The organism is Streptomyces sp. NPDC101490 (genome assembly GCF_044767145.1).
In the GTDB taxonomy this organism is placed as follows: domain Bacteria; phylum Actinomycetota; class Actinomycetes; order Streptomycetales; family Streptomycetaceae; genus Streptomyces.
Map to the genome: position 1 here is coordinate 282,478 of NZ_JBIWNI010000006.1, position 24,084 is coordinate 306,561.

General features: G+C 72.5%; 21 protein-coding genes. 14 read left to right on the forward strand and 7 right to left on the reverse strand.

Annotated features, from left to right (window positions below; genetic code table 11):
* Positions 1–29: 29 nt before the first annotated feature.
* On the reverse strand, positions 30–1,118 hold the full coding sequence (locus ACIRQY_RS16065; RefSeq protein ID WP_351785768.1) for a DUF5937 family protein: 1,089 nt from the start codon (positions 1,116–1,118) through the stop codon (positions 30–32).
* 147 nt (positions 1,119–1,265) lie between these two features.
* On the opposite strand from ACIRQY_RS16065, the gene ACIRQY_RS16070 reads away from it, so the two are divergent.
* On the forward strand, positions 1,266–1,520 hold the full coding sequence (locus tag ACIRQY_RS16070) for a hypothetical protein (protein WP_351785765.1): 255 nt from the start codon (positions 1,266–1,268) through the stop codon (positions 1,518–1,520).
* 123 nt (positions 1,521–1,643) lie between these two features.
* Here ACIRQY_RS16070 and ACIRQY_RS16075 read toward each other — a convergent pair whose 3' ends face one another.
* On the reverse strand, positions 1,644–2,810 hold the full coding sequence (locus ACIRQY_RS16075) for a threonine aldolase family protein (protein ID WP_403925838.1): 1,167 nt from the start codon (positions 2,808–2,810) through the stop codon (positions 1,644–1,646).
* A gap of 136 nt (positions 2,811–2,946) precedes the next feature.
* Here ACIRQY_RS16075 and ACIRQY_RS16080 point away from each other — a divergent pair, with 136 nt between their 5' ends.
* The 10 genes from ACIRQY_RS16080 (at position 2,947) to ACIRQY_RS16125 (ending at position 11,323) form a co-directional block, all read left to right on the forward strand.
* Entirely contained in the window at positions 2,947–3,864 is a 918-nt protein-coding gene (locus ACIRQY_RS16080; protein WP_403925840.1) for a Rossmann-like and DUF2520 domain-containing protein, read from the forward strand.
* Positions 3,861–5,072, forward strand: coding sequence for a pantoate--beta-alanine ligase (panC, locus tag ACIRQY_RS16085; RefSeq protein ID WP_403925843.1), 1,212 nt, complete (start codon positions 3,861–3,863; stop codon positions 5,070–5,072). The genes ACIRQY_RS16080 and panC overlap by 4 nt, the downstream gene beginning before the upstream one ends.
* Positions 5,069–6,763 carry an L-aspartate oxidase gene (locus ACIRQY_RS16090; RefSeq protein ID WP_403925845.1) on the forward strand — a complete coding sequence of 565 codons (1,695 nt, stop codon included), beginning with the start codon at positions 5,069–5,071 and terminating at the stop codon, positions 6,761–6,763. Before panC ends, ACIRQY_RS16090 begins: the two co-directional genes overlap by 4 nt.
* Complete coding sequence (gene nadC, locus ACIRQY_RS16095) at positions 6,764–7,786, forward strand: carboxylating nicotinate-nucleotide diphosphorylase (RefSeq protein ID WP_403925847.1); 1,023 nt, start codon at positions 6,764–6,766, stop codon at positions 7,784–7,786.
* A complete protein-coding gene (locus tag ACIRQY_RS16100; protein ID WP_351785750.1) occupies positions 7,786–8,592 on the forward strand; it encodes a type III pantothenate kinase in 807 nt (268 codons plus the stop codon). Before nadC ends, ACIRQY_RS16100 begins: the two co-directional genes overlap by 1 nt.
* Positions 8,593–8,817: 225 nt before the next feature.
* Positions 8,818–9,390: a hypothetical protein gene (locus ACIRQY_RS16105; RefSeq protein WP_403925927.1), complete on the forward strand. Its 573-nt coding sequence runs from the start codon at positions 8,818–8,820 to the stop codon at positions 9,388–9,390.
* 14 nt (positions 9,391–9,404) lie between these two features.
* Complete coding sequence (locus ACIRQY_RS16110) at positions 9,405–9,584, forward strand: hypothetical protein (protein WP_351785748.1); 180 nt, start codon at positions 9,405–9,407, stop codon at positions 9,582–9,584.
* A 265-nt stretch (positions 9,585–9,849) separates the two neighbouring features.
* Complete coding sequence (locus ACIRQY_RS16115; RefSeq protein WP_351785746.1) at positions 9,850–10,275, forward strand: BlaI/MecI/CopY family transcriptional regulator; 426 nt, start codon at positions 9,850–9,852, stop codon at positions 10,273–10,275.
* A gap of 9 nt (positions 10,276–10,284) precedes the next feature.
* Positions 10,285–10,833 carry an amino-acid N-acetyltransferase gene (locus ACIRQY_RS16120; RefSeq protein WP_351785743.1) on the forward strand — a complete coding sequence of 183 codons (549 nt, stop codon included), beginning with the start codon at positions 10,285–10,287 and terminating at the stop codon, positions 10,831–10,833.
* 154 nt (positions 10,834–10,987) lie between these two features.
* The gene (locus ACIRQY_RS16125; protein WP_351785741.1) at positions 10,988–11,323 is read left to right on the forward strand and encodes an Lsr2 family protein; all 336 of its coding nucleotides are present in this window, start codon (positions 10,988–10,990) and stop codon (positions 11,321–11,323) included.
* Here ACIRQY_RS16125 and ACIRQY_RS16130 read toward each other — a convergent pair.
* A complete protein-coding gene (locus ACIRQY_RS16130) occupies positions 11,302–11,892 on the reverse strand; it encodes an SCO3374 family protein (RefSeq protein WP_403925853.1) in 591 nt (196 codons plus the stop codon). The two genes, ACIRQY_RS16125 and ACIRQY_RS16130, sit on opposite strands and share 22 nt — an antisense overlap.
* A 462-nt stretch (positions 11,893–12,354) precedes the next feature.
* Here ACIRQY_RS16130 and ACIRQY_RS16135 point away from each other — a divergent pair, with 462 nt between their 5' ends.
* Complete coding sequence (locus ACIRQY_RS16135; protein ID WP_351785736.1) at positions 12,355–14,877, forward strand: ATP-dependent Clp protease ATP-binding subunit; 2,523 nt, start codon at positions 12,355–12,357, stop codon at positions 14,875–14,877.
* 77 nt (positions 14,878–14,954) lie between these two features.
* Here the strand turns inward: ACIRQY_RS16135 and ACIRQY_RS16140 are convergent, their stop codons facing one another.
* Positions 14,955–18,098: an NACHT domain-containing protein gene (locus ACIRQY_RS16140; RefSeq protein ID WP_403925855.1), complete on the reverse strand. Its 3,144-nt coding sequence runs from the start codon at positions 18,096–18,098 to the stop codon at positions 14,955–14,957.
* A 624-nt stretch (positions 18,099–18,722) separates the two neighbouring features.
* Here ACIRQY_RS16140 and ACIRQY_RS16145 point away from each other — a divergent pair.
* Positions 18,723–19,394, forward strand: coding sequence for a M23 family metallopeptidase (locus ACIRQY_RS16145; RefSeq protein WP_351785731.1), 672 nt, complete (start codon positions 18,723–18,725; stop codon positions 19,392–19,394).
* Positions 19,395–19,509: 115 nt separating this feature from the next.
* Here the strand turns inward: ACIRQY_RS16145 and ACIRQY_RS16150 are convergent, their stop codons facing one another.
* Positions 19,510–20,067, reverse strand: coding sequence for a helix-turn-helix domain-containing protein (locus ACIRQY_RS16150; RefSeq protein WP_351785728.1), 558 nt, complete (start codon positions 20,065–20,067; stop codon positions 19,510–19,512).
* Positions 20,068–20,168: 101 nt separating this feature from the next.
* Here ACIRQY_RS16150 and ACIRQY_RS16155 point away from each other — a divergent pair, with 101 nt between their 5' ends.
* The gene (locus tag ACIRQY_RS16155; protein ID WP_403925860.1) at positions 20,169–21,749 is read left to right on the forward strand and encodes an MDR family MFS transporter; all 1,581 of its coding nucleotides are present in this window, start codon (positions 20,169–20,171) and stop codon (positions 21,747–21,749) included.
* A gap of 223 nt (positions 21,750–21,972) precedes the next feature.
* On the opposite strand, the gene cseC is transcribed toward ACIRQY_RS16155, so the two are convergent.
* Entirely contained in the window at positions 21,973–23,289 is a 1,317-nt protein-coding gene (cseC, locus tag ACIRQY_RS16160; RefSeq protein WP_351785723.1) for a two-component system sensor histidine kinase CseC, read from the reverse strand.
* 15 nt (positions 23,290–23,304) lie between these two features.
* Entirely contained in the window at positions 23,305–24,006 is a 702-nt protein-coding gene (gene cseB, locus ACIRQY_RS16165) for a two-component system response regulator CseB (protein ID WP_351785720.1), read from the reverse strand.
* Positions 24,007–24,084 lie beyond the last annotated feature (78 nt).

Genomic DNA, 24,084 nt, shown 5'->3' on the forward strand with positions numbered 1-24,084 from the left:
CTCCGCCCGCCCTCGGCCCCGCCTCCGGGTCAGCGCAGCACGCTCTCCAGGAAGTCGCTGCCGAGACGGGCGACGACGGAGACGTCCAGCTGGTGCAGGACGTACCGGCCGCGCCGCCGGGTGGTGAGCAGTCCGGCCTTCTTCATGACCGCGAGGTGCCGGGAGACCTCGGGGGCGGTGACGTTGTACGCGTCGGCCAGCTCGCCGGTCGTACTGGCACCGCGCGCCAGACTGCGGCAGAGCCGCATCCGCAGCGGGTGGGCGACGGCCTCCAGGCGCAGGGTGACCTCCTCGACGGAGGAGGCGCCGCCGAGGTCCCGGTCGGCGACGGGGTACTGGACGACGGGCTGCCAGCCGGGGGTGTGCAGGGCGAAGAGGTGCGGCCAGCCGAAGGCCGTCGGCAGGAACGTCACGGCGGAGCCCACCGCGCTGGCCCGGCCGTGGACCAGCTTGTCGACGACGATCCGGGAGCCCGCCGCGTCCTCCTCCAGGGACATCGCGGGGGAGACGGCGGTGACCGCGGCGGCCAGGCCCTTGCGGCGCATCAGCTCGGTCTTGTGGCGGGCGTCGGCGGAGAGCTGGACCCGGACGCGGCGCCAGGTGTCGGCGAAGAAGGCCTCGTCGCAGTCCTCCAGGAGCCGCCGGACCCACGCGCGCGTGCCGGGCGGGTCGGCCAGCATCCGCTCGACGAAGGCGATCTGCCGGGGGCCGCGCGCGGCGGCCAGGTCGAGGGCGCGGCGGCGCATCCGGGCGTCGACGAGCGGGGAGGGGGCGCCGTGGGTGTGCATGCTGTTGCAGGAGATCTCCAGGGCGGCGCCCACGTACTTCTCGTCGTCCATGAGGTCGAGGTCGTCCAGCTCCTCCGCGAGGGTCTCCCGGGGCCGGGACGGCAGCAGGATGTCCGACCGGCTGCTGTTCCACATGAAGTCGGCCTCGTGGAGCCGGTCCGCCAGCTCCGGCCGCAGTCCCGCCGAGGTGGTCGTGGTCCAGGCGTGGAGCCGGGCGTGGTGCCCGGGTACGGACAGGGCGTGCAGGGCGGCGCCCAGCTCGGCCAGGGGCGAGGGGCAGAAGGCGATCCGCTCGTGCGGCAGTCCGGTGATGTCGATCGTCACGCTCACCCGTCCATGGTGCGGGACGGGACGGGGGCGGTGTCGTGCGGATTGACCAGGCCCGTCAATCGTCGCGGCGGGAGGTCCGGATCCGTCGTTTGACGGGGCTCGTCAATCGGCGGGCGGCGCGGCGGGGGAGCGGCGCACGGTGAGGGCATGAACGCGATGCACCAGTACCTCTTCGACGCCTACCGTGCCGCCAAGCTGGGGGAACCCGCGCCGCCCGAGCCGGGCACCCGGGACGTCGCCGTCCTGCGGGAGCTCCGGGACCGCCGACGGTCCGCACGGGTGGCGGCGGGCCGCCCGGCCCGGGGCGGCCTCCGGCTCCGGCTCCGGACCCTTCTGGGGTCCCGGGCCGGGACTCTTCCGGGGTCCCGGGCCCCGCTCGGCGAGTGCCCCAGGCTGCCGTGACCGGGCGGGGCAGGCCCGGACCTCCGCGGTGACCTGGCGGGGCCGACCCGGACCTTCCGGCCGCCGTGCCCGGCGGCGTCCGCCCGGGCCTTCCGGCCGCCGCGGTGACCCGGCCGCCGCCGCTCAGGCCTTCCCCGCCACCCGGGCCAGGAACGCGCGGGCCGCCGTCCGGACGTCCTCCGCCGACCACTCCAGGCCCTCCGCGGCCACCGTGACCTCGGTGGACGAGACGCCCGGCGGGCCGCCCGCGCCCGGCGCGGACCAGCGGCGGAACAGGGTCGTGCCGGTGTCCTCGGCCAGGGCGAGGGACGCCGCCGTCAGGACCTCGGGCGGGTACGGCAGCCAGACCTGGAACTGATGGGTGTGCGGCCGTTCCGGATGAATGCGGAACCAGCCCGTCCCGGACTCCTCGAACACCTCCCGCAGGGCGTCCGCCACCACGCGCGCGTGGGCCACGTACGAGGGCAGCCGGGGCAGCTCGACGGCCAGGCCCCGGAGCGCGGAGAGCGCCGCCGGGTACTGCTGGAAGACATCGCCCCCGTACCGGTGCCGCCAGACCCTGGCCTCCGCCATGACGTCCTCGGGTCCGGCGAGCGCGGCGCCCGACATGCCGCCGAGGGACTTGTAGAACGACACGTACACGCTGTCCGCGAGCCCCGCGACCTCCGCGAGCGGACGGCCGAAACGCGTCGGGCACTCCCAGAGCCGTGCCCCGTCGAAGTGGACCACCGCGTCCCGCTCCCGGGCCGCCGCGACGACCGAGGCCAGCTCCTCCCAGGTCGGCAGGACGAAACCGGCGTCCCGCAGCGGCAGCTCCAGCATCAGCGTCCCGAAGGGCTCCGGGTGGTCCCGCACCTCCTCGGCGGTGGGCAGCCGGGGCTCGCCGGTCGGGTGGACGGTGCGGAGCCCGGAGACGGCCCCCAGGGCGCCGTCCTCGTGGACCTCGGGGTGGGCGAGCGGATGGAGGGCGACGACCGGGTTCCCGGTCCGTCCGGCCCAGCAGCGCAGGGCCACCTGCTGGGCCATGGTGCCGGTCGGGAAGAAGACCGCGGAGGGCATCCCGAGCACGTCGGCGACCCGCTGCTCCAGGAGCTCCACGACCCCGTTCCCGTACGCGTCCAGGGGCTCGTCGCCGTGCCCGGCGGAGTCCGTCCAGTCGGCCAGTCCGCGCAGGGCCGCGCCCGCCGTGCCGTCCACCGAGGCACGCCACAGGGTGCGCTCGGCACCGCCCCAGACCTTCGCCCGGTACAGCCGGGCCGCTTCCTCGTCCACGGGATCCACAGGTTTCATGCGCCGATCATCACACCGCCGTCCCCACCCTGTGGACAGCCGCGGGACAGCCACGGGAGAGCGTGAAACGCTGGCGTAGCATGACCAGAAATCGTCCGGTACCCGCCGAGGACTGGAACGGAAGGCCGTCCCCACCGTGAACGCACCAGCAGCGCCAGAGCCCCGAGCCGAGGACCGACCCGCCCGGCTCACCGTCGGAGTCGTCGGCGCGGGCCGCGTCGGCCCCGCTCTCGCCGCCTCCCTCCGGCTCGCCGGGCACCGCCCCGTCGCCGTCTCCGCGGTCTCCGACGCCTCCCGGCGCCGCGCCGCGGTCCTCCTGCCCGACGTCCCCGTCGTCGAGCCCGCCCAGGTCCTGGCCCTGGCCGACCTGGTGCTGCTCACCGTCCCCGACGACGCCCTGCCGGGCCTGGTCGAAGGCCTCGCCGACACCGGTTCCGTCCGCCCCGGACAGCTGCTCGTGCACACCTCGGGACGGTTCGGGGCCCGGGTCCTGGACCCCGCCCGGCGGGCCGGTGCCCTGCCGCTCGCCCTGCACCCCGCCATGACCTTCACCGGCACCGAGGTCGACGTCCAGCGGCTCGCGGGCTGCTCCTTCGGCGTGACCGCGCCCGAGGAACTGCGGATGGCCGCCGAAGCCCTGGTGATCGAGATGGGCGGCGAGCCCGAGTGGATCGCCGAGGACGCCCGCCCGCTGTACCACGCGGCCCTGGCCCTGGGCGCGAACCACCTGGTCACCCTGGTGGCCCAGTCGATGGAGCTGCTCCGCACGGCGGGCGTCGCCGCCCCCGACCGGATGCTCGGCCCGCTCCTGGGCGCCGCCCTGGACAACGCCCTGCGGTCCGGGGACGCGGCGCTCACCGGGCCCGTCGCGCGCGGTGACGCGGGCACGGTCGCCGCGCACGTCGCGGAGCTGCGCAAGCACGCGCCCGGCGCCGTCGCCGGATACCTGGCGATGGCCCGTACGACCGCCGACCGGGCCCTCGCGCACGGCCTGCTCAAGCCCGAGCTGGCCGAGGACCTGCTGGGCGTGCTCGCCGAGGGGGAGACCCGATGACCACGCAGAGCCCTTCGGGGACCCCGCACCAGCCGGGCACCCCGGGCACTCCGCACCAGCCGGGCACCCCGAGCGCGTCGGCCACTCCGGCCGCACCGGCCGCACCGAGCCCGGCGACCGCACCGAGCCCGGCGACCGCACCGAGCCCGGCGAACTCGCCGACCACGCCGACCACGGCCCTCGTCCGCACCGCACACGAGCTGCGGGCCGTCGGGGCGGGCGGTCCCCGGGCCGTCGTCATGACCATGGGCGCCCTCCACGAGGGCCACGCCACCCTGATCCGGGCCGCCCGCGAGCGGGCCGGGGAGCGCGGCACCGTCGTCGTCACCGTCTTCGTCAACCCGCTCCAGTTCGGGGCGGGCGAGGACCTCGACCGCTACCCGCGCACCCTCGACGCCGATCTGGCGCTGGCCGTCGGCGCGGGCGCCGACGCCGTCTTCGCCCCCTCCGTCGACGAGGTCTACCCGGGCGGGGAACCGCAGGTCAGGATCACCGCGGGCCCCATGGGCGAGCGCCTCGAAGGCGCCTCGCGGCCCGGCCACTTCGACGGCATGCTGACGGTCGTCGCCAAGCTCCTCCACCTCACCGCGCCCGACCTGGCGCTCTTCGGCCAGAAGGACGCCCAGCAGCTGGCGCTCATCCGCCGCATGGTCCGCGACCTGAACTTCCCCGTGGAGATCGTCGGGGTGCCGACGGTCCGCGAGGACGACGGCCTGGCCCTGTCCAGCCGCAACCGCTACCTGTCGGCCGGGGAGCGCCGCACCGCGCTCGCGCTGTCCGGCGCGCTGTTCGCCGCCGCCGACCGGCTCGCCGCGCAGGAGGCGCTCCGCGCGCGCGCCACCGCCCTGCCCGGTGCCCGGGAACGGGCCGGGACCCGCGCCGAGGCGCTCTCCCGGCTCGGCGAGGCCCGGTCCGCCGCCGACGCCCACGCGGTCGCGCGGGCCTCCGGGGGCCACGGCGCCGGAGCCGTCCGGGCCGCCGCCCGAGCCGTCCTCGACGAGGCCGCGAAGGCCGAGCCACCGCTCACCCTCGACTATCTGGCGCTCGTGGACCCGGCGGACTTCACCGAGGTCGCCGACGACCACGCGGGAGACGCGGTCCTGGCCGTCGCCGCGCGCGTGGGCGCCACCCGTCTGATCGACAACCTCCCCCTCCGCCTCGGAGGCACCACGTCCCCCGAGGACCCCACGTTCGGAGCGACCCCGTGACCGGAATACGGCTGCCCGCCCCCGCGCCCGGCTGGGCCGTCGACGCCGATGTCGTCGTGGTCGGCTCCGGGGTCGCGGGCCTCACCGCCGCCCTGCGCTGCACCGCCGCCGGGCTCCGTACGGTCGTCGTCACCAAGGCGCGCCTCGACGACGGCTCCACCCGCTGGGCCCAGGGCGGCATAGCGGCGGCCCTCGGCGAGGGCGACACCCCCGAGCAGCACCTCGACGACACCCTCGTCGCCGGGGCCGGGCTCTGCGACGAGCGGGCCGTGAGGGCCCTGGTCACCGAGGGCCCCGACGCCGTCCGCAGGCTCATCGCGACCGGCGCCGACTTCGACAAGGACGCCGACGGCGAGATCGCGCTGACCCGCGAGGGCGGCCACCACCGCCGCCGGATCGCCCACGCGGGCGGCGACGCGACCGGCGCCGAGATCTCCCGCGCCCTCGTCGGGGCCATCCGGGACCGGGGCGTACGGACCGTCGAGCACGCCCTCGTCCTGGACCTCCTCACGGACGCCGAGGGCCGTACGGCGGGCGTGACCCTGCACGTCATGGGCGAGGGACAGCACGACGGGGTCGGCGCGGTCCACGCGCCCGCGGTGGTGCTCGCCACCGGCGGCATGGGCCAGGTCTTCTCCGCCACCACCAACCCGGCGGTCTCCACCGGCGACGGCGTGGCGCTCGCGCTGCGCGCCGGTGCCGAGGTCTCCGACCTGGAGTTCGTCCAGTTCCACCCCACGGTGCTCTTCCTCGGCGCCGGGGCCGAGGGCCAGCAGCCGCTGGTCTCCGAGGCGGTCCGGGGCGAGGGCGCCCATCTGGTCGACGCCGACGGGGTCCGCTTCATGCTCGGGCAGCACGAGCTGGCCGAACTGGCCCCCCGGGACGTCGTCGCCAAGGCGATCACCCGCCGGACGCGCGAGCACGGCACCGACCACATGTACCTCGACGCCCGCCACTTCGGCGCCGCGATGTGGGCGGAACGCTTCCCCACCATCCTCGCCGCCTGCCGGGCCCACGGCATCGACCCGGTGACCGAGCCGATCCCGGTCGCCCCCGCCGCCCACTACGCCTCCGGAGGCGTCCGCACCGACCTGCGGGGCCGTACCACCGTCCCCGGCCTCTACGCGTGCGGGGAGGTCGCCTGCACCGGCGTCCACGGCGCCAACCGGCTCGCCTCGAACTCGCTCCTGGAGGGCCTGGTCTTCGCCGAGCGGATCGCCGACGACATCATCGCGGCCGCGCCGCGCGTGCCGGGGACCCCCGTGCCGCACCCGTCCCCGGCGCCCCTGCCGCTCCCGGTGGCCGGAGCCAGGACCCGCATCCAGCGGATCATGACCGCCGACGCGGGAGTGCTCCGCTCCGAGGCCGGCCTGCGGGAGGCCGCCGAGGCCCTGGAGGCACTGCACGGCGACGCCCTCGCGGGCGGCACCGACGACACCAAGGCCGGTGAACCGGGCGTGGACGCCTGGGAGACCACCAACCTGCTCTGTGTGGCCCGCGTCCTGGTCGCCGCCGCCCGCCGCCGCGAGGAGACCCGCGGCTGCCACTGGCGCGAGGACCGGCAGGACCGGGACGACGCCGACTGGCGCAGGCACCTGGTCGTCCGCCTCACCCCCGAGCGGACCCTCGACGTCCGGACGACCGACACCCATGACTTCCCCCCCACCTCCGATGCCCCGAGGGAGCCGTAAGTGACCACGCCCGAGGAAGCCCGTCCGCAGCCCGTGGACGTCCCCCTGATCCAGATCGGCGCCCCTTCGGCGGCCGAGGAGCCCGGCGGCTGCGGCGACGGCTGTGGCTGCGGCGGCGCGGAGGAGTTCGAGTGCGGGCTCGACCCCGCGCTCGCCGCACTGCTCGCGGACGCCGGTCTCGACCCCGTACAGGTCGAGGACATCGCGCACCTGGCCATCGCCGAGGACCTCGACGGCGGCGTCGACGTGACCACCGTGGCGACCGTCCCCGAGGACGCCGTCGCCACCGCCGACTTCACCGCCCGCGAGGCCGGTGTCGTGGCGGGCCTGCGGATCGCCGAGGCCGTCCTGTCCATCGTCTGCGCCGACGAGTTCGAGGTCGAGCGGCACGTCGAGGACGGCGCCCGCGTGGCGGCGGGCGAGGTCCTCCTCAGCGTCACCGCCCGCACCCGCGACCTGCTCACCGGCGAGCGCGGCGCGCTCAACCTCCTGTGCCGCCTCTCCGGCATCGCCACCGCCACGCGCGCGTGGGCCGACGTCCTGGAGGGCACGAAGGCCGAGGTCCGCGACACCCGCAAGACCACCCCCGGCCTGCGCGCCCTGGAGAAGTACGCGGTCCGCTGCGGCGGCGGCGTCAACCACCGCATGTCGCTGTCCGACGCGGCCCTCGTCAAGGACAACCACGTGGTGGCGGCCGGAGGCGTGGCCGAGGCGTTCAAGGCCGTCCGCGAGCTCTTCCCCGAGCTGCCGGTCGAGGTCGAGGTCGACACCGTGCACCAGATCCGCGAGGTCCTGGACGCGGGCGCCGACCTGATCCTGCTCGACAACTTCACCCCGGCCGAGACCGCGGAGGCCGTCGCCCTCGTCGATGGCCGCGCGGTCCTGGAGTCCTCGGGCCGGCTGACCCTGGAGAACGCGGCGGCGTACGCGGCGACCGGCGTGGACTACCTGGCGGTCGGCGGGCTCACCCACTCCTCCCCGATCCTCGACATCGGCCTCGACCTGCGCGAGGTGCGGGCCTGATGCTGCTCACCATCGACGTCGGCAACACCCACACGGTCCTCGGGCTCTTCGACGGCGAGGAGATCGTCGAGCACTGGCGGATCTCCACCGATCCGAGCCGGACCGCCGACGAGATGGCGGTCCTGCTCCAGGGCCTCATGGGGATGCACCCGCTGCTCGGCGTCGAGCTGGGCGACGGCATCGAGGGGATCGCGATCTGCGCGACCGTCCCCTCGGTGCTGCACGAACTGCGCGAGGTCACCCGCCGGTACTACGGGGACGTCCCCGCGGTCCTGGTGGAGCCGGGCGTCAAGACGGGCGTCCCGATCCTCACGGACAACCCCAAGGAGGTCGGCGCGGACCGCGTGATCAACGCGGTCGCGGCCGTCGAGCTGTACGGCGGCCCGGCGATCGTCGTCGACTTCGGCACCGCGACGACGTACGACGCGGTCACCACGCGCGGCGAGTACGCGGGCGGCGCCATCGCACCCGGCATCGAGATCTCCGTCGAGGCGCTCGGTGTCCGGGGCGCCATGCTCCGCAAGATCGAGCTGGCCAGGCCGCGCAGCGTGATCGGCAAGAACACGGTCGAGGCCATGCAGTCGGGCATCGTCTACGGGTACGCGGGGCAGGTCGACGGCGTCGTCGCCCGGATGAAGCGCGAACTGGTCGGCCCGCAGGGCGACACCTCGGACGTCACGGTGATCGCCACCGGCGGCCTCGCGCCGATGGTCCTCTCCGACTCCAAGGAGATCGACGAGCACGAGCCCTGGCTGACCCTGATCGGTCTGCGCCTGGTGTACGAGCGGAACGTCTCCCGCATGTGAGCCCCGCGCGGGCACGGCCGCCCGCGCGGGCGCGTACGAAGGGGGCTCCTGGCCCCGGGGAGCCTGTGCGGGCCCCGCCCGGGAAGCCCCCGGGGCCCGAGGGGCGCCCGGTCGGGCACGGGACGGGCACAGGCGGCTCGACGCGCCGTAAACATCCTGAGGGAAATTTGTCCGATTAGCGCGTATCGTCGGCCCATGCCCACGCCATACGGATCCCGTGGCGGCATGGCGTTCAGCGCGGACGAACTGCGCGTGCTCCGTCGTGCCCTCGCTGTCGCCCTGCATCCCGCCCCGCTCCAGGACGAGGACGTCCGGGACGCCCTGCGCCTGGCCGAATCGGTGGACGAGGCCGCGCGCGAGGCCGGTCGCCTGCGCGCCTTCCTCCTCGACGACCTGGCCCGCTACCGCCAGGCGCTGCCCGGGTCCCTCAGCGGCTATCTGGAGCTGCTCCAGGACGCCCTGGCCGCCGGGTACGAGCCCGCGGCCGACGACCTGGCCGCCCTGCGCGCGCTGCGCGGCAACCCGGCCGCCGCCGAGCTGCTGGCCCGCTGCCAGGTGCTCGCCGAGCGGTCCGTCCGCGCGCGGCTGGCCCGGATCTCCCAGGCCACCGCCACTCCCGCCCCCGGTGTCTCCCGGGCCCGGCTGCTCGCCCTCCCCGGCGGGCGGACGGCGGCCGACGACCCCCGGCCGAAGCCCCCGGCCCCGGCCGAACGGCCGGTGCCCAAGCCGTCCGAGGTGTTCCCGCCACGCCGGAGGCCCGTACCGCCGCCCCCGCCCGAGGAACGCGCCGCCGGATAGTTAGTCTGGTCGCCATGGACTACGTATCCGCGCTCCTGCCCCCCGTCGTGATGGCCGCCTTCTTCATCGGCCTCGTCGTCACGATCGTCAAGAGTCAGGGCGGTTCGAACAAGAACAAGGAGGACGCGGCCGTGGACGCCGCGTTCGCGCGCGCCGAGGCGGCCCGTCAGCCGAACGGCACCGCCACCTCCTGAACGGCACCGCCACCTCCTGAACGGCACCGCCACCTCCTGAACGGCGGAGCCCGGACGCGGCCGCACCCGAGCGCGGCCGCTCCCGACGCCGTCACTGCCTGATCCCCACCGCCCGGACGCCGTGGCCCTGCCGGGCCCCGCACCGGGCGGTCGGACGTGCCCAGGGCGCATGACCTTTCATGGTCATGCGCCCTTTTTGTTTGACTTCCTTCGTTTTGCATCGCCAATGAACACTTATTGACTGTTTGCGCACTAAAGTGACGCTGTGCCCCGTCCCCTGGGAGAGCTCGAAGACGCCGTCATGACGCGCGTCTGGCAATGGAACCGTCCGGTGACCGTCCGGGAAGTCCTGGAAGACCTTCAGCAGGAACGGTCCATCGCCTACACCACCGTCATGACCGTCATGGACAATCTCCATCAGAAGGGCTGGGTGCGCCGGGAAGTCGAAGGCCGCGCCTATCGATATACGGCGGTCTCCACCCGGGCCGCGTACTCGGCCGCCCTGATGAACGAGGCATGGGCCCGGAGCGACAATCCTGCGGCCGCCCTCGTCGCCTTCTTCGGGATGATGTCCCAGGAGCAGCGCGAGGCCCTCGACGACGCCGTCCGCATGGTGCAGCGCGACACCCCGCCGACCGCCCCCGCCCCGCCCGAGGAGGGCGCCGGGGGCCCCGGCGACGGGGAGCGATAGCGTCCCCCCATGTCGACGTCCGCTTCTTCCCCGGCCGCTTCCCCGGCCCCCGCCAGAGCCGTCACCGTCCGCAGGGCCCGCACCGGAGACGTCGCCGCGATCCGCCGTCTCGTCGATCCCTTCGTGGACCGGGGCATCCTCCTCGACAAGGCCACCGTCACCCTTTACGAGTCCATCCAGGAGTTCTGGGTGGCGGAACGCGACGAGGACGCCGTCGTCGTCGGCTGCGGCGCTCTCCACGTCATGTGGGAAGACCTCGCCGAAGTGCGCACTCTCGCCGTCGACCCCGAGTTCAAGGGCGCGGGCGTAGGACATCACGTGCTCGCCAAGTTGTTGCACACCGCCCGTTGGCTCGGCGTGCGCCGGGTATTCTGTCTGACCTTCGAAGTCGACTTCTTCGCGAAGCACGGCTTCACCGAGATCGGTGAGACCCCGGTGGACGGAGATGTCTACAGCGAGCTCCTGCGTTCCTATGACGAGGGAGTCGCCGAGTTCCTCGGTCTCGAACGAGTGAAGCCGAACACCTTGGGCAACAGCCGGATGCTTCTGCACCTGTGACCGGAACCCGGCACCGGCTCCACCCGGAACCCTATGTCCGAATCGCGCACGTTTCCCGCGCCGCCGGGCTTCTGAACCTCTCCCAGGGGTTTGTGTTTTTCCGGGAAAAGCGGTTTCCTTTCCGCGTACTGCATTTTCGATGAAAGGAAATCCGGTGGCACAGAAGGTTCAGGTCCTTCTTGTCGACGACCTCGACGGCGTCGAGGCGGACGAGACCGTGACGTTCGCGCTGGACGGCAAGACCTACGAGATCGACCTCACCACCGCCAACGCGGAAAAGCTCCGGGATCTGCTCGATCCGTACACCAAGAGCGGTCGTCGCACCGGTGGCCGTACGACCGGCGGACGCGGCAAGGGCCGTGTGGTGGCGACGGGCGGCCAGGACACCGCGAAGATCCGCGCGTGGGCCAAGGAGAACGGCATGAACGTGAACGACCGCGGTCGCGTTCCCGCCGACATCAAGGCCGCCTACGAGGACGCGAACCGCTGAGGCGCCAGCTGCTGAGCAGACGGGCCCCCGGCCCGGACACTCAGCAGCCGCGCCCGGTGGCACTCCACGGCCGCGGCGGCCACGAGCCGCGTCAGGCACGGGATGCCCGCACCGCCCCAGGGCGTGGAACGCAGGGCCGGAAGCGAGGACTCGACCTCACGGCCCGGCGCCGGAGGGCGCAGCCACACGGAGGCGTCCGGTGCGCCGGATCCGCCCCGCCCCGGAGGAAGGGGCGCGGTCATCCGGCCCCCGGCGCCCAGCACCGTGAGGTCCAGCGCGATCCCGCCCCATTCCAGCCAGTCCAGCAGTCCCGGCAGCTCCTCCGCCGCCCCGGCCGCCACGAGCAGCCGCATCCGGCGCCCGGTCACGGCCACCGGTCCCGTCGCCGGTCCCGTCCGGCGCAGCACCCGGAGCCCCGCGCCGAGGGGCAGCTCCAGGACGTCGAAGCGCAGCCCGGTGACCAGCCGCACCGGAGGGCCCGCCGCCGTCGCCCAGCCGAGCTCCCGCTCGTACCACCGTGCCGTCCCGCCGTCGGGCGGCGTACGGGGCGGCGGCACGGTGAGGGACATGTCCGGGGAACTCCCGGAGGAGCGCGTTGGTTACGCCCGCGGTGACGCACCGTCGCCCACTGGACGCGCAAGGTGTCCGTGATGGGGCGTACGAGTGCATTCGGCAGTGCGGGGTTGTTCGCTGGTAGCGGAGGGGACGGGGGTCTCCCGCATGGAGTGTCCGTCCCCACGGGTAAGACATTCCTAGTGGAGAGGGGCGACTCGCGGGCTTCGGGGTCTCACGTTCGCCATCGGCGTACTGATGGTGTGGGTAACTACTTGGCCTGCGGGAACATCATCTCGCACCATCGGGTTGGAGCATTTGTCGGCTGTTCGGCAGCAGGTCTCCCCACGCGAAGAGGGGGTGATCCGGACGGATGTCGGCAGTTGGAATGAGCGGTCCCCGCTTGCGGGACTAAGCTGCGGAAGGACAGGGAGGGGATCGACCCCTAACTGACTGACCGCTCTGAGGAGCGATTAACGATGTTCGAGAGGTTCACCGACCGCGCGCGGCGGGTTGTCGTCCTGGCTCAGGAAGAAGCCCGGATGCTCAACCACAACTACATCGGCACCGAGCACATCCTTCTGGGCCTTATCCACGAGGGTGAGGGTGTCGCCGCTAAGGCCCTGGAGAGCCTCGGGATTTCGCTCGAGGCGGTCCGCCAGCAGGTGGAGGAGATCATCGGGCAGGGCCAGCAGGCCCCGTCCGGCCACATCCCCTTCACTCCCCGTGCCAAGAAGGTCCTGGAGCTCTCGCTCCGCGAGGCCCTCCAGCTCGGCCACAACTACATCGGCACCGAGCACATCCTGCTCGGCCTGATCCGCGAGGGCGAGGGCGTCGCCGCCCAGGTCCTCGTGAAGCTGGGCGCCGACCTCAACCGGGTGCGGCAGCAGGTCATCCAGCTGCTCTCCGGCTACCAGGGCAAGGAAGCCGCCACCGCCGGCGGTCCTGCCGAGGGCACCCCCTCGACGTCCCTGGTCCTCGACCAGTTCGGCCGCAACCTCACCCAGGCGGCCCGCGAGTCCAAGCTCGACCCGGTCATCGGGCGCGAGAAGGAGATCGAGCGGGTCATGCAGGTGCTGTCCCGCCGCACCAAGAACAACCCGGTCCTCATCGGCGAGCCCGGCGTCGGCAAGACCGCCGTCGTCGAGGGCCTGGCCCAGGCCATCGTCAAGGGCGAGGTGCCCGAGACCCTCAAGGACAAGCACCTCTACACCCTGGACCTCGGTGCCCTGGTCGCCGGCTCCCGCTACCGCGGTGACTTCGAGGAGCGCCTGAAGAAGGTCCTCAAGGAGATCCGCACCCGCGGCGACATCATCCTGTTCATCGACGAGCTCCACACCCTCGTGGGTGCGGGTGCCGCCGAGGGCGCGATCGACGCCGCCAGCATCCTCAAGCCGATGCTGGCCCGCGGTGAGCTCCAGACCATCGGCGCCACCACGCTCGACGAGTACCGGAAGTACCTGGAGAAGGACGCGGCCCTCGAGCGCCGCTTCCAGCCCATCCAGGTCGCCGAGCCGTCGCTGCCGCACACCATCGAGATCCTCAAGGGTCTCCGCGACCGGTACGAGGCCCACCACCGGGTCTCCATCACCGACGAGGCCCTCGTCCAGGCCGCGACCCTGGCCGACCGGTACATCTCGGACCGCTTCCTCCCGGACAAGGCGATCGACCTGATCGACGAGGCCGGTTCCCGGATGCGCATCCGCCGGATGACCGCGCCGCCGGACCTCCGCGAGTTCGACGAGAAGATCGCCGGTGTCCGCCGGGACAAGGAGTCCGCGATCGACTCGCAGGACTTCGAGAAGGCCGCTTCGCTCCGTGACAAGGAGAAGCAGCTCCTCGCCGCGAAGGCCAAGCGGGAGAAGGAGTGGAAGGCCGGCGACATGGACGTCGTCGCCGAGGTCGACGGCGATCTGATCGCCGAGGTCCTGGCGACCGCCACCGGCATCCCGGTCTTCAAGCTGACCGAGGAGGAGTCCAGCCGTCTGCTCCGCATGGAGGACGAGCTGCACAAGCGTGTCATCGGGCAGAAGGACGCCGTCATCGGCCTCTCGCGTGCCATCCGCCGTACGCGTGCCGGTCTGAAGGACCCGAAGCGCCCCGGTGGCTCGTTCATCTTCGCCGGTCCGTCCGGTGTCGGTAAGACCGAGCTTTCGAAGGCGCTCGCCGAATTCCTCTTCGGCGACGAGGACGCGATGATCTCCCTCGACATGTCGGAGTTCAGCGAGAAGCACACCGTGTCCCGGCTCTTCGGTTCGCCGCCCGGATACGTCGGCTACGAAGAGGGCGGCCAGCTCACCGAGAAGGTGCGCCGCAAGCCGTTCTCCGTCGTCCTCTTCGACGAGGTCGAGAAGGCCCACCCCGATATCTTCAATTCCCTTCTCCAGATCCTGGAGGACGGTCGTCTGACCGACTCCCAGGGCCGGGTCGTGGACTTCAAGAACACGGTCATCATCATGACCACCAACCTCGGGACCAGGGACATCTCGAAGGGCTTCAACCTGGGCTTCGCGGCCCAGGGCGACACGAAGTCCAACTACGAGCGGATGAAGGCGAAGGTCAGCGACGAGCTGAAGCAGCACTTCCGTCCGGAGTTCCTCAACCGTGTGGACGACGTCATCGTCTTCCCGCAGCTGACCCAGAGCGACATCCTCCAGATCGTCGACCTGATGATCGGCCGCGTGGACGAGCGCCTGAAGGACCGGGACATGGGCATCGAGCTCTCCCAGTCCGCGAAGGAGCTGCTCGCCAAGAAGGGCTACGACCCCGTGATGGGCGCCCGTCCGCTCCGCCGGACGATCCAGCGCGAGATCGAGGACACGCTGTCGGAGAAGATCCTCTTCGGCGAGCTGCGTGCCGGTCACATCGTGGTCGTGGACACCGAGGGCGAGGGCGAGCAGCGCACCTTCACCTTCCGCGGCGAGGAGAAGTCGGCCCTGCCGGACGCCCCGCCGATCGAGGCCACGGGCGGCACGGGCCCGAACCTGTCGAAGGAAGCGTAGGGCTCACGTCCTGACGCGAAGGGGCGGCCCCGGAACCTGTCGGTTCCGGGGCCGCCCCTTTTCGCGCGTGCGTGGTGTCACTCCCGGGCGATCTCGACGCGGACATCCGGGGTCAGCCGGTCGGTCCCGGTGAGGACGGTGTCGCTCCACAGGGCCGTCAGCCGCTCCAGGTCTGCCAGCACCGAGACGTCCAGCAGGTCGACGGTATTGCTGGTCAGGGAGAGCCTACGCAGCGAGGGGAACACCCGGACGACGGTGATGAGCGAGGACGGGGTGCGGAGGGCGAGCCACAGGTCCGTGATGCCCGGCATGACGAGATCCTCAGGCAGCGCTTCCAGGTCCCCCTGGGTGACCGAGAGGGATGTCAGGGAGGGCAGTGTGGTGAGCTGCCTCCATTCCTCCTCGCGGATGGTGGGCGACAGCCACAGGTTCAGCTTGGTGAGTGCACCCAGGTGTGCCAGGGCTCCGAAGCCGCCGTCCGGCCAGGTGTCCAGGGTGAGCGAGGCCAGGGGCCCTGGGGCGGGGAGCACATCGGGGGACCAGGGCGCGTCGTTGGTTTCGAGCTGGAGGCTCTCCAACCGGGTGAGGGATGACAGGGCGCTCAGGTCGGGGTCGGGCTCATTGACGACCAGGCTGAGGTGGACGGGGTCGCAGCGGCGCAGCAGCGCGGTCACCGCGGCGGGTGAGACGGTGTCGTCGATGTCCAGGCGGTCCGGGCACAGGCCCAGCCGTTCCAACTCGGCGGCGTGCTCGTCGCCCCGGACCGTGAAGTCGAGGCCGGCCGGGTCGAGCCGGGCGACGATCCGCTCGGCGTAGGCGCGGGTCTCGAAGCGGGGCCACGCCCAGACCAGCTGGGAGCGGACGGGCAGCGAGGGGTGGCCGGTGAAGCGGGCCAGATAGGGGATCGCCGCGTCGCCGGGGATCCGGGAGGCCGTGATCACGGACATCAGTGCCTGCTCGTCGTCGAGCCCGGCGGGGGAGGGGAGCAGGCCGAGGACAGCGGGGCCGACGGTGGCCAGGGCGCGCGCCTCGTCAGGAGTACGGGGCGGGATGACCCGGGCCGTACGGTCCAGCAGCTCCTCGCGGATCTCCGGGGCCACCTCCGTCGCGTGGTCGAGGGCGGTCGCGGCGACGACGAGCAGCCGCAGCCGGGCGCCGGGCTCCTCGGCGCGGTCGGCGGCGGCCAGCAGTTCCCGGAGGATCTCCGCGCACTCGCGGGGCCGGGAGTGGCCCACCGCCATGCGGACGACGTCCTCCCACTGGTCGTCGGCGGCGTGGCCGATCAGGACGCCGATGTCCCAGCGGTCCACCAGGTGCTTGGCGGCCAGATAGTCCTGGAAGGTGCGGTGGACGAAGTCGAGGGTGCCGGGCGTGGGCTCGCGGAGGAGACCGCTGCGGTGCAGCAGATGGTCGAAGACGCGCTGCGGGTCGCCGTGCGCCGCGGCCTCGGGGACGGCGGGCACGGCCTCGGCGACGATCGTACGGGCGTGGTCGCGGTCCATCTGGGTGCGCCCGTTGAGCGTGAGCCAGTACGCGAGGCGCTGGATCAGCTGGATCTGCGGGGCCTCGCCGAGTTCCACCCCGTACGGGGCGCCCATGTCCCGCTCGCGGTCGCGGCGGGTGAGGAGCATGGAGAGGGCCGCGTCGTAGAGGGCCTTGCGGCCGCGCGGCAGGAAGCCGCGCCGGTCCCGGTGGAGGGCGCAGATCAGTCCGCACATCAGCGGGTTGGTGGCGAGCTTCGCGAGGTCGGGGGTGGCGTGCAGGGCGTCGACGAGGGGCTGCTCGTACGGGCCGGCGTCGGGTCCCGCGGCCGTGTGCCAGCGGCGTACGAAGGTGGTGACCTCGGCGCGGGACATCTCGGAGAGGGTGAGTTCGGTGAAGCCGTCGGCGGTGAGCCAGTCGTCCTTGACGGCCGAGGGGCGTGAGGTGACGAGCCAGCGGTTGGGGCCGTCGTAGGCGTCGACGAGGTCGCGCAGCCAGCGGCGGGTCCGGGCCCGTTCGGGTTCGGGGACCTCGTCGATGCCGTCGACGAGGACGAGGCCACGGCCCGCCCGGAGGACCCGGTCGGCCCAGCCGTCGGGCGGGGTGAGGGGGCAGCCGACGGCGGAGAGGAAACGGTCCGCCGGGGGCAGCGGGGCGTCGTGGCGGGTGAGGGTGCGCAGGGGCAGGACGAAGGGGACGGCGGCCCCGGTCGTTCCCGCCGGTCCTGCCTGCCCCGTCTGTCCTCTCTGTCCTGTGTGCCCCGCCTGCCGCTCCTGTCCTGCCTGTCCTGCCTGCGCCGCTTGTCCCGTAGGGCCTGTCCGTCCGGTGCTTCCGGCGCTCGTGGTCCGGCCGGTGCTTCTGGGGGTTCCGGTGGAGGTGATCGCCAGCCACTGGACGAGGGTGGTCTTGCCGGAGCCCGCGACCCCGCGCAGCAGGATGCGGGGGTGGCGGTGGAGGGCGCGGTCGGCGGGGACGCCGTGGCCGGGTGCGGCGCCCTGCCCGTTCCCGTCGGACCGGGCGGTCTCGCGGCCCGTCGCCTCCAGGGAGAGGTACGCCATGTCGAGGGGCCACTCGTCCGGTGAGTGGTGCAGGTCGATGCCGTAGATGGTGAGACGGCCGTGCTTCCTGGCGAGGTGCTCCAGGTAGCGCCGTTCGAAGTCCGCGTCCCGGGTGTCGGCTCTCGGTGTCCGGCGGACGAGTTCGTCGACCTTGGCGATGAGCTCGCTCTGGCCCCGGGTCTGTTCCACCAGGCTGCGGGCGACGAAGGTGGACCGGCGGGTGAAGAACTCGAGGACGTGGAGGCAGGCCCACTCCACGAGGGTCTCCAGGTAGTGGACGGAGTCCGTGGAGAGGCCGTCGGCGGCCGGGGCGGCGGCGCGCAGCCGCCGGGCGAGGGCGGTGTGGCCGAGGCGGACGGCCTGGACGTCGTCCATGTCGAGGTCGCCGAGGGCCAGGAGGGTCGCCGCGAGGGCGTCGGTGACGGCCTCGGCCTCGTCGGCGGGGAAGGGCCGCTCGCCGTCCCCGTTCAGGGACCGCTCGACCAGGGTCCCGGCGAGCCTGCGGACGTCCTTCTCGGTGAGGGTGCGGTGCTCGCCGCGGAAGGAGACCAGGGAGGAGAGCCGGACGGCGTCGGACCGTTCGATGAGACCCGCCCCGGGACCCTCGCTGACCAGCAGTTTCTTCAGGAGTGGGCCGATCGCGGCCGAGGCGAGGCGGGTGCCGATGAGCGCCGGTTCCATATGCGTGTGTCCCCCCGTGGGTTCCCCGGGGACGCGTCCCCCGTGGGTCCCCGAGGCGGTCAGCGTAGTGCGGGACCTCTCCGGGAGGTCTCCGGAACCTCGCGGGGACCTCTCCGGTACCTCTCCCGAACGTCTCCGGTACCTCTCGGGGAGGTCTCCGGCACCTCTCCGGGACCTCGCGAGGACCTCTCCGGGGCGGTCCGGGCGCGTGACCCAGGTCGCATCGGGGCCCGGTGCGTGGTGACAAGGCGCACAGGGGTTTTCGGGGGTACTAGCCGGAATAGTGGCGGCCTCCGGTGCCGGTTCGGTGCTTCCGGGAGGGAACCCGTGGGACGCGGCCCCGGGATCCGCGAAAAGGACGCGGGGCGGTTTCCCCGGCGGTTCGGGTCGCCCCTGACGTGCGGATAAACCGATCGTTTTGAGTCGTTATATCCCTTTTGTGGGGATCGATCCGAGGGTGTTCGAGGTGGATCTCCAGCGGAGATCGCTACGACGCAATGTCGTAGATGGGGTGTTTTGGGCTAGGTGGGGGTCCGGGTTACCAAGGTGGAGCAAGCCCGGTGCGGCACGTTCGCCCCGGGCTCCGCATCCCCCCGTTCGTCCCACCCGGAGGTTTTCCCCCGTATGTCGAAGCGCGTCATGAACCCCGTCGCCCGTGTCACCGTCGCCGCTCTCGCCGCCACGGGCCTGGGAGCGTCGCTGGTGGCCGGAGCAGGGTCCGCCTTCGCCGCCGAGGGCAGGACCGTCGCCCCGGTCACCGTCACCGCGTCCGCCGCGGTCGCCGCCCAGGCCCAGGCCCAGGCGCACGTCGCCGCCCAGGTGAAGGCCGCCACCGCGAAGGCGATAGGCGTCCAGCAGGCCGCCGCGAAGGCCGCCCCCGCCTGGGTCAAGCCGGTCAGCTCCTACACGCTGACCGCCGGCTACAACCAGGGCGGCGCCATGTGGGCCAGCAAGCACTCCGGCCAGGACTTCGCCGTCCCGGTCGGCACCCCGGTCAAGTCCGTGGGCGCGGGCACCGTCGTGAAGGCCGGCCCGAACGGCGGCGGCGACGGCCCCGCGTACGGCAACGCGATTGTCGTCAAGCACGCCGACGGCCGCTACTCGCAGTACGCCCACCTGTCGCAGGTCAAGGTGAACATCGGCCAGAAGGTCGCCGCCGGCCAGCAGATCGCCCTCTCGGGCAACACCGGCAACTCCTCCGGCCCCCACCTGCACTTCGAGATCCGTACGACCCCGAACTACGGCTCCGCCGTGAACCCCGGCGCCTTCCTGCGCGCCCAGGGCGTCACCATCTGATCCAGTACGTCTGATTCGGTACGTCTGATCCAGTACGCCTGATTCAGCGCATCTGATCCGGCGCGCGGAGGCCCGCGCGCCGGATCCAGTGCGTCCGGCCCACCGCGAGGTGCGGTCAGTCGGCCCGGTGGGCCGCTTCCAGCAGATCGAGGGCGACCTCGAGGGTGGCTTCGTGCTTCTCCTCGGTGTCGCCCTCGACGTTCTGCATGAAGAAGGTGCCCGCGTGCAGGGTGAAGACCGCGCTGACGCAGCGGACCTTGTCGACCACCGCGAAGTCCGGCTCCTGGGTCAGCCCGACCAGGGTGATCATGCGCTCCTTGAAGGTGAGGCCGACGGACAGCTCGCGGACCGTGGCCTGGTTCTCCTGCATGAAGCGGTAGAGCGGGGCGGCGGTGCGCAGGGCCCGCTGGTAGCGGCGCAGCATCTCCCGGCGGGTCTCCAGGGTGGCGGGCTGTTCCTGGGCCCAGGCGATCAGCTCGTCCATGGGCCGGGTCAGGTCCTCGAAGATGCCGACGAGGATGTCTTCCTTCGTCTTGAAGTGGTAGTAGAGCGCGGCCTTGGTGACGTCGAGGCGTTCCGCGATCTCGCGCAGCGAGGTCTTCTCGTAGCCCTGCTCGGCGAACAGGTCGAGGGCCACGTCCTGGATGCGCTGGCGGGTGTTGCCTCGGGCCATGGGTGGCCTCCACTTTCCAAAGAACTTACTTGACGACCGGCTAGTTACGGGTCTACTTTCCCCAGTGTAGTAACTAGCCGGGCGGCAAGTAAGGGAACGACATGACGACGCAAGCCACAGCGGTACCGGCGCAGGGGGAGACGGGGCAGCCACGCAGCGTCCGGGTCGTCCTCCTCGCCCTCATGATCGCGATGCTCCTCGCGATGCTGGACAACATGATCATCGGCACCGCGATGCCGACGATCGTCGGCGAACTCGGCGGCCTCGAACACCTCTCCTGGGTCGTCACCGCCTACACCCTGGCCACCGCCGCCTCCACCCCCCTCTGGGGCAAGGTCGGCGACATGTTCGGCCGCAAGGGCGTCTTCCTCACCTCGATCGTGATCTTCCTGATCGGTTCGGCCCTCAGTGGCATGGCCCAGGACATGGGCCAGCTCATCGGCTTCCGGACGGTCCAGGGCCTCGGCGCGGGCGGCCTCATGGTCGGCGTCATGGCCATCATCGGCGACCTCATCCCGCCCCGCGAGCGCGGCAAGTACCAGGGCATGATGGCCGGCGTCATGGCCCTCGCCATGATCGGCGGCCCCCTCGTCGGCGGCACCATCACCGACCACTGGGGCTGGCGCTGGTCCTTCTACATCAACCTGCCGCTCGGCGCCGTCGCCCTCGCGATGGTCACCGCCGTCCTGCACCTGCCGAAGAAGCAGCGCGCCACGGGCACCCGCATCGACTTCCTCGGCGCCGCGCTGCTCACCGTCGGCATCACCGCGATCGTCCTCGTCACCACCTGGGGCGGCACCGAGTACGCCTGGGGCTCGGCCACCATCGTCGGCCTCGGGGTCGGCGGCGCCGCGGCGCTCGCAGCCTTCCTCCTGGTGGAGACCCGGGCGAGCGACCCGATCATGCCGCTGCACATCTTCCGCAGCCGCAACTTCACCCTGATGTCCCTGATCGGCTTCATCACCGGCTTCGTCATGTTCGGCGCGGTCCTCTACCTGCCGATCTTCCAGCAGTCCGTCCAGGGCGCCTCGGCCACCAACTCCGGGCTGCTGCTCCTGCCGATGCTGCTGTCGATGATGGTCGTCTCGCTGGTCGTCGGCCGCTTCACCACCAGCACCGGCAAGTACAAGATCTTCCCGATCCTCGGCGGCGCGCTCATGACCGTCGGCCTGTTCCTGCTCTCCACGATGGACACCGACACCTCGCGCCTGGTCTCCGGCGTGCACATGGCGGTCCTCGGCGCGGGCATGGGCTTCCTCATGCAGATCACCATGCTGGTCGCCCAGAACAGCGTGGAGATGAGGGACATGGGCGTCGCCTCCTCCTCCACCACCCTCTTCCGGACGCTCGGCTCCTCCTTCGGCGTCGCGATCATGGGCGCGCTCTTCACCAGCCGCGTCCAGGACGAGATGACGGCGAACGGCGGCTCCGGGCTGACCGAGCGGACCGCGCAGCTCGACGCGGCCAGTCTGGCCAAGCTCCCGGCGGCGCTCCGCGAGGCCTACCAGCACGCGGTCGCCTCCGGCACGCACGGTGCCTTCCTGCTCGCGGCGGCGGTCTCCGTCCTCGCCTTCGTCCTCGCCCTTTTCGTCAAGGAGGTGACGCTCCGCGGCGCGGGCCCGGCGACATCCCCGAAGACCGCGGAGGGCGACGGCACGGCGAAGGTCGCCGAGACGGTCTGACGACTCGTCCCCGTACCCGCTCGTACCCCCGCTCGTACGCCCGTGGAGGGGCCGGTTCCGCCGAAGGGACCGGCCTCTTCGCCGTGCGCGGGGAGCCCGGTGCGATACGAGGGAAGGGCCCGGCGCCGTGCTTCCCCGCAGGCCCGAGGCCGTGTCCCGCGCGTCCCCGGTGCCGTGATCCGACCGGGCTCCTCGTCGTGTCCCGCGAGGCCCCGGTCCGTCCTCAGTCCTGGGGACGCAGGATCGGGAAGCTGCCCGTGTTCGTCGGCGCGTGGTCCGGCAGCCACAGGACCGCGATGGCCCCGCCGACGCCGTTCGGCGCCGACTCCGACGCCACGTTGCGGAAGGTGAGCCGGGCGCCGAGGACCCGCGCCTGGCCCGCCGCGATGGTCAGTCCGAGTCCGTGGCCCTGCCCCGCCCGGTCGCTCGTCCCGGTGCGGAAACGGCTCGGGCCCTCCTTCAGGAGCGCCTCGGGGAAGCCGGGGCCGTGGTCGCGGACCCGGACGACCCGCCCCTCGACCGTCACCTCGACCGGCGTCCCGCCGTGCTTGGCCGCGTTGGAGAGGAGGTTCCCGAGGACGCGTTCGAGGCGCCGGGGGTCGGTGTTCACCCAGGACTCGTGGACGACCCGGACGACCACCTCGGGGTCCAGGGCCCGTACCCGCCGCTCCACGAACTCGCCCAGCGCGATCTCCTGGAGCTCCGCGCGCTCCGACGCGCTGTCCAGCCGGGCCACCTCCAGGACGTCCTCGACCAGGGTCCGCATCGCCTGCGCCCGGTCCCGCACCAGCTCGGTGGGGCGCCCCGGCGGCAGCAGCTCGGCGGCGGTGAGCAGCCCGGTGACGGGGGTGCGCAGTTCGTGGGCGATGTCGGCGGTGACCCGCCGTTCCGCCTCGATCCGCTCGTTGAGGGCGTCGGTCAGGGCGTCCACCGCCCACGCGAGGTCGTCGGTCTCGTCCCGTACGACCCCGCCGACGGCGTCCCGGACGCGGACGTCGGTGTTGCCCTGGGCGACCCGCCCGGCGGCGACGGCCGCCTTCCTCAGCCGCCGGGACAGCTGGCCGCCGATGAGCACGCCGAGCGCGCAGCCGCCGAAGACCACCGAGACCGAGCCGATGACCAGGGCCCGGTCGAGGTCGTTCATGACGGTCGCGCTGCGGTCGGCGAAGGGGATGTGCAGGGACAGCACGTCCCCGTTGGCGAGGGGCACGGCGGCCCACACGTCCGGCGGCCCGCCGTGCCGGTGCTCCTGCACGTAGGTGCCGCGCCGCTTGTCCCGCATCAGCTGGTCCAGCTGGGCCGGCAGCGCGGGGTCGTTGAGCTTGGTGCCGAAGCGCGGTTCCTTGGGCTTCGAGGTCTCGTACATGCGCTGGGCGAAGAGCAGCCGCTCCATCTGCACCTCGCGCGCGTTGTCGAGCATCGAGATGCGGGCGGCGTTGTGGACGACCACGCTCAGAGTGACCGCGATGAGCGCGCCGACCGCCGCGATGGCGACGGCGATCTTCCAGCGGACCCCGGTACGGAGGGGGAGCAGCTTCACCGGTGCGGGCCCGCCCTAGCTCTTGAGCTTGTAGCCGAAGCCGCGGACCGTCTCGATCCTGTCCTGGCCGATCTTGGCCCGCAGCCGCTGCACATGGACGTCGACGACCCGGGTGTCGCCGCCCCAGCCGTAGTCCCAGACCCGCTCCAGGAGCTTGTCCCGGGACAGTACGGTGCCGGGCGAGGAGGAGAACTCCAGGAGCAGCCGCATTTCGGTCGGGGTCAGCGCGACGGGCACCCCGCCCCTGCGGACCTCCATGCCCTCGGTGTCGACCTCCAGATCGCCGAAGACGAGCAGCCCGCCGCCGTCGGTGCCGTCCTCCGCGCGCTCGCCCGTGCCGAGTCCGGCGTGGCCGAAGCGGCGCAGCACGGCCCGGATGCGGGCCATCAGGACGGAGCCGTCGAAGGGCTTGGTGACGTAGTCGTCGGCGCCCGCCTCGAGGCCGAGGACGACGTCGATCGAGTCGGCGCGCGCCGACAGCATGATCACCGGCACGGTCGACTCGTCGCGGATGCGGCGGCAGAGGCTGACGCCGTCCATGCCCGGCAGCATCACGTCGAGCAGGGCGATGTCCGGCCGCTGGGCGCGGAAGGCGTCGAGCCCGGAGAGCCCGTCGGGCATGGCGGTGACCCGGAAGCCGTCCCGCTCCAGGGCGAGCTGGGTGGCCTCACGGATGACGTCGTCGTCCTCGACGAACAGGACATGGGTTTCGGCCATCGTGCGGGTCCTTCGGGGTCTGCGGTTCCGGGGCGGACGGGACAGGAGCGGTGGGTGGGGCGGAGGGTGACGGACAGG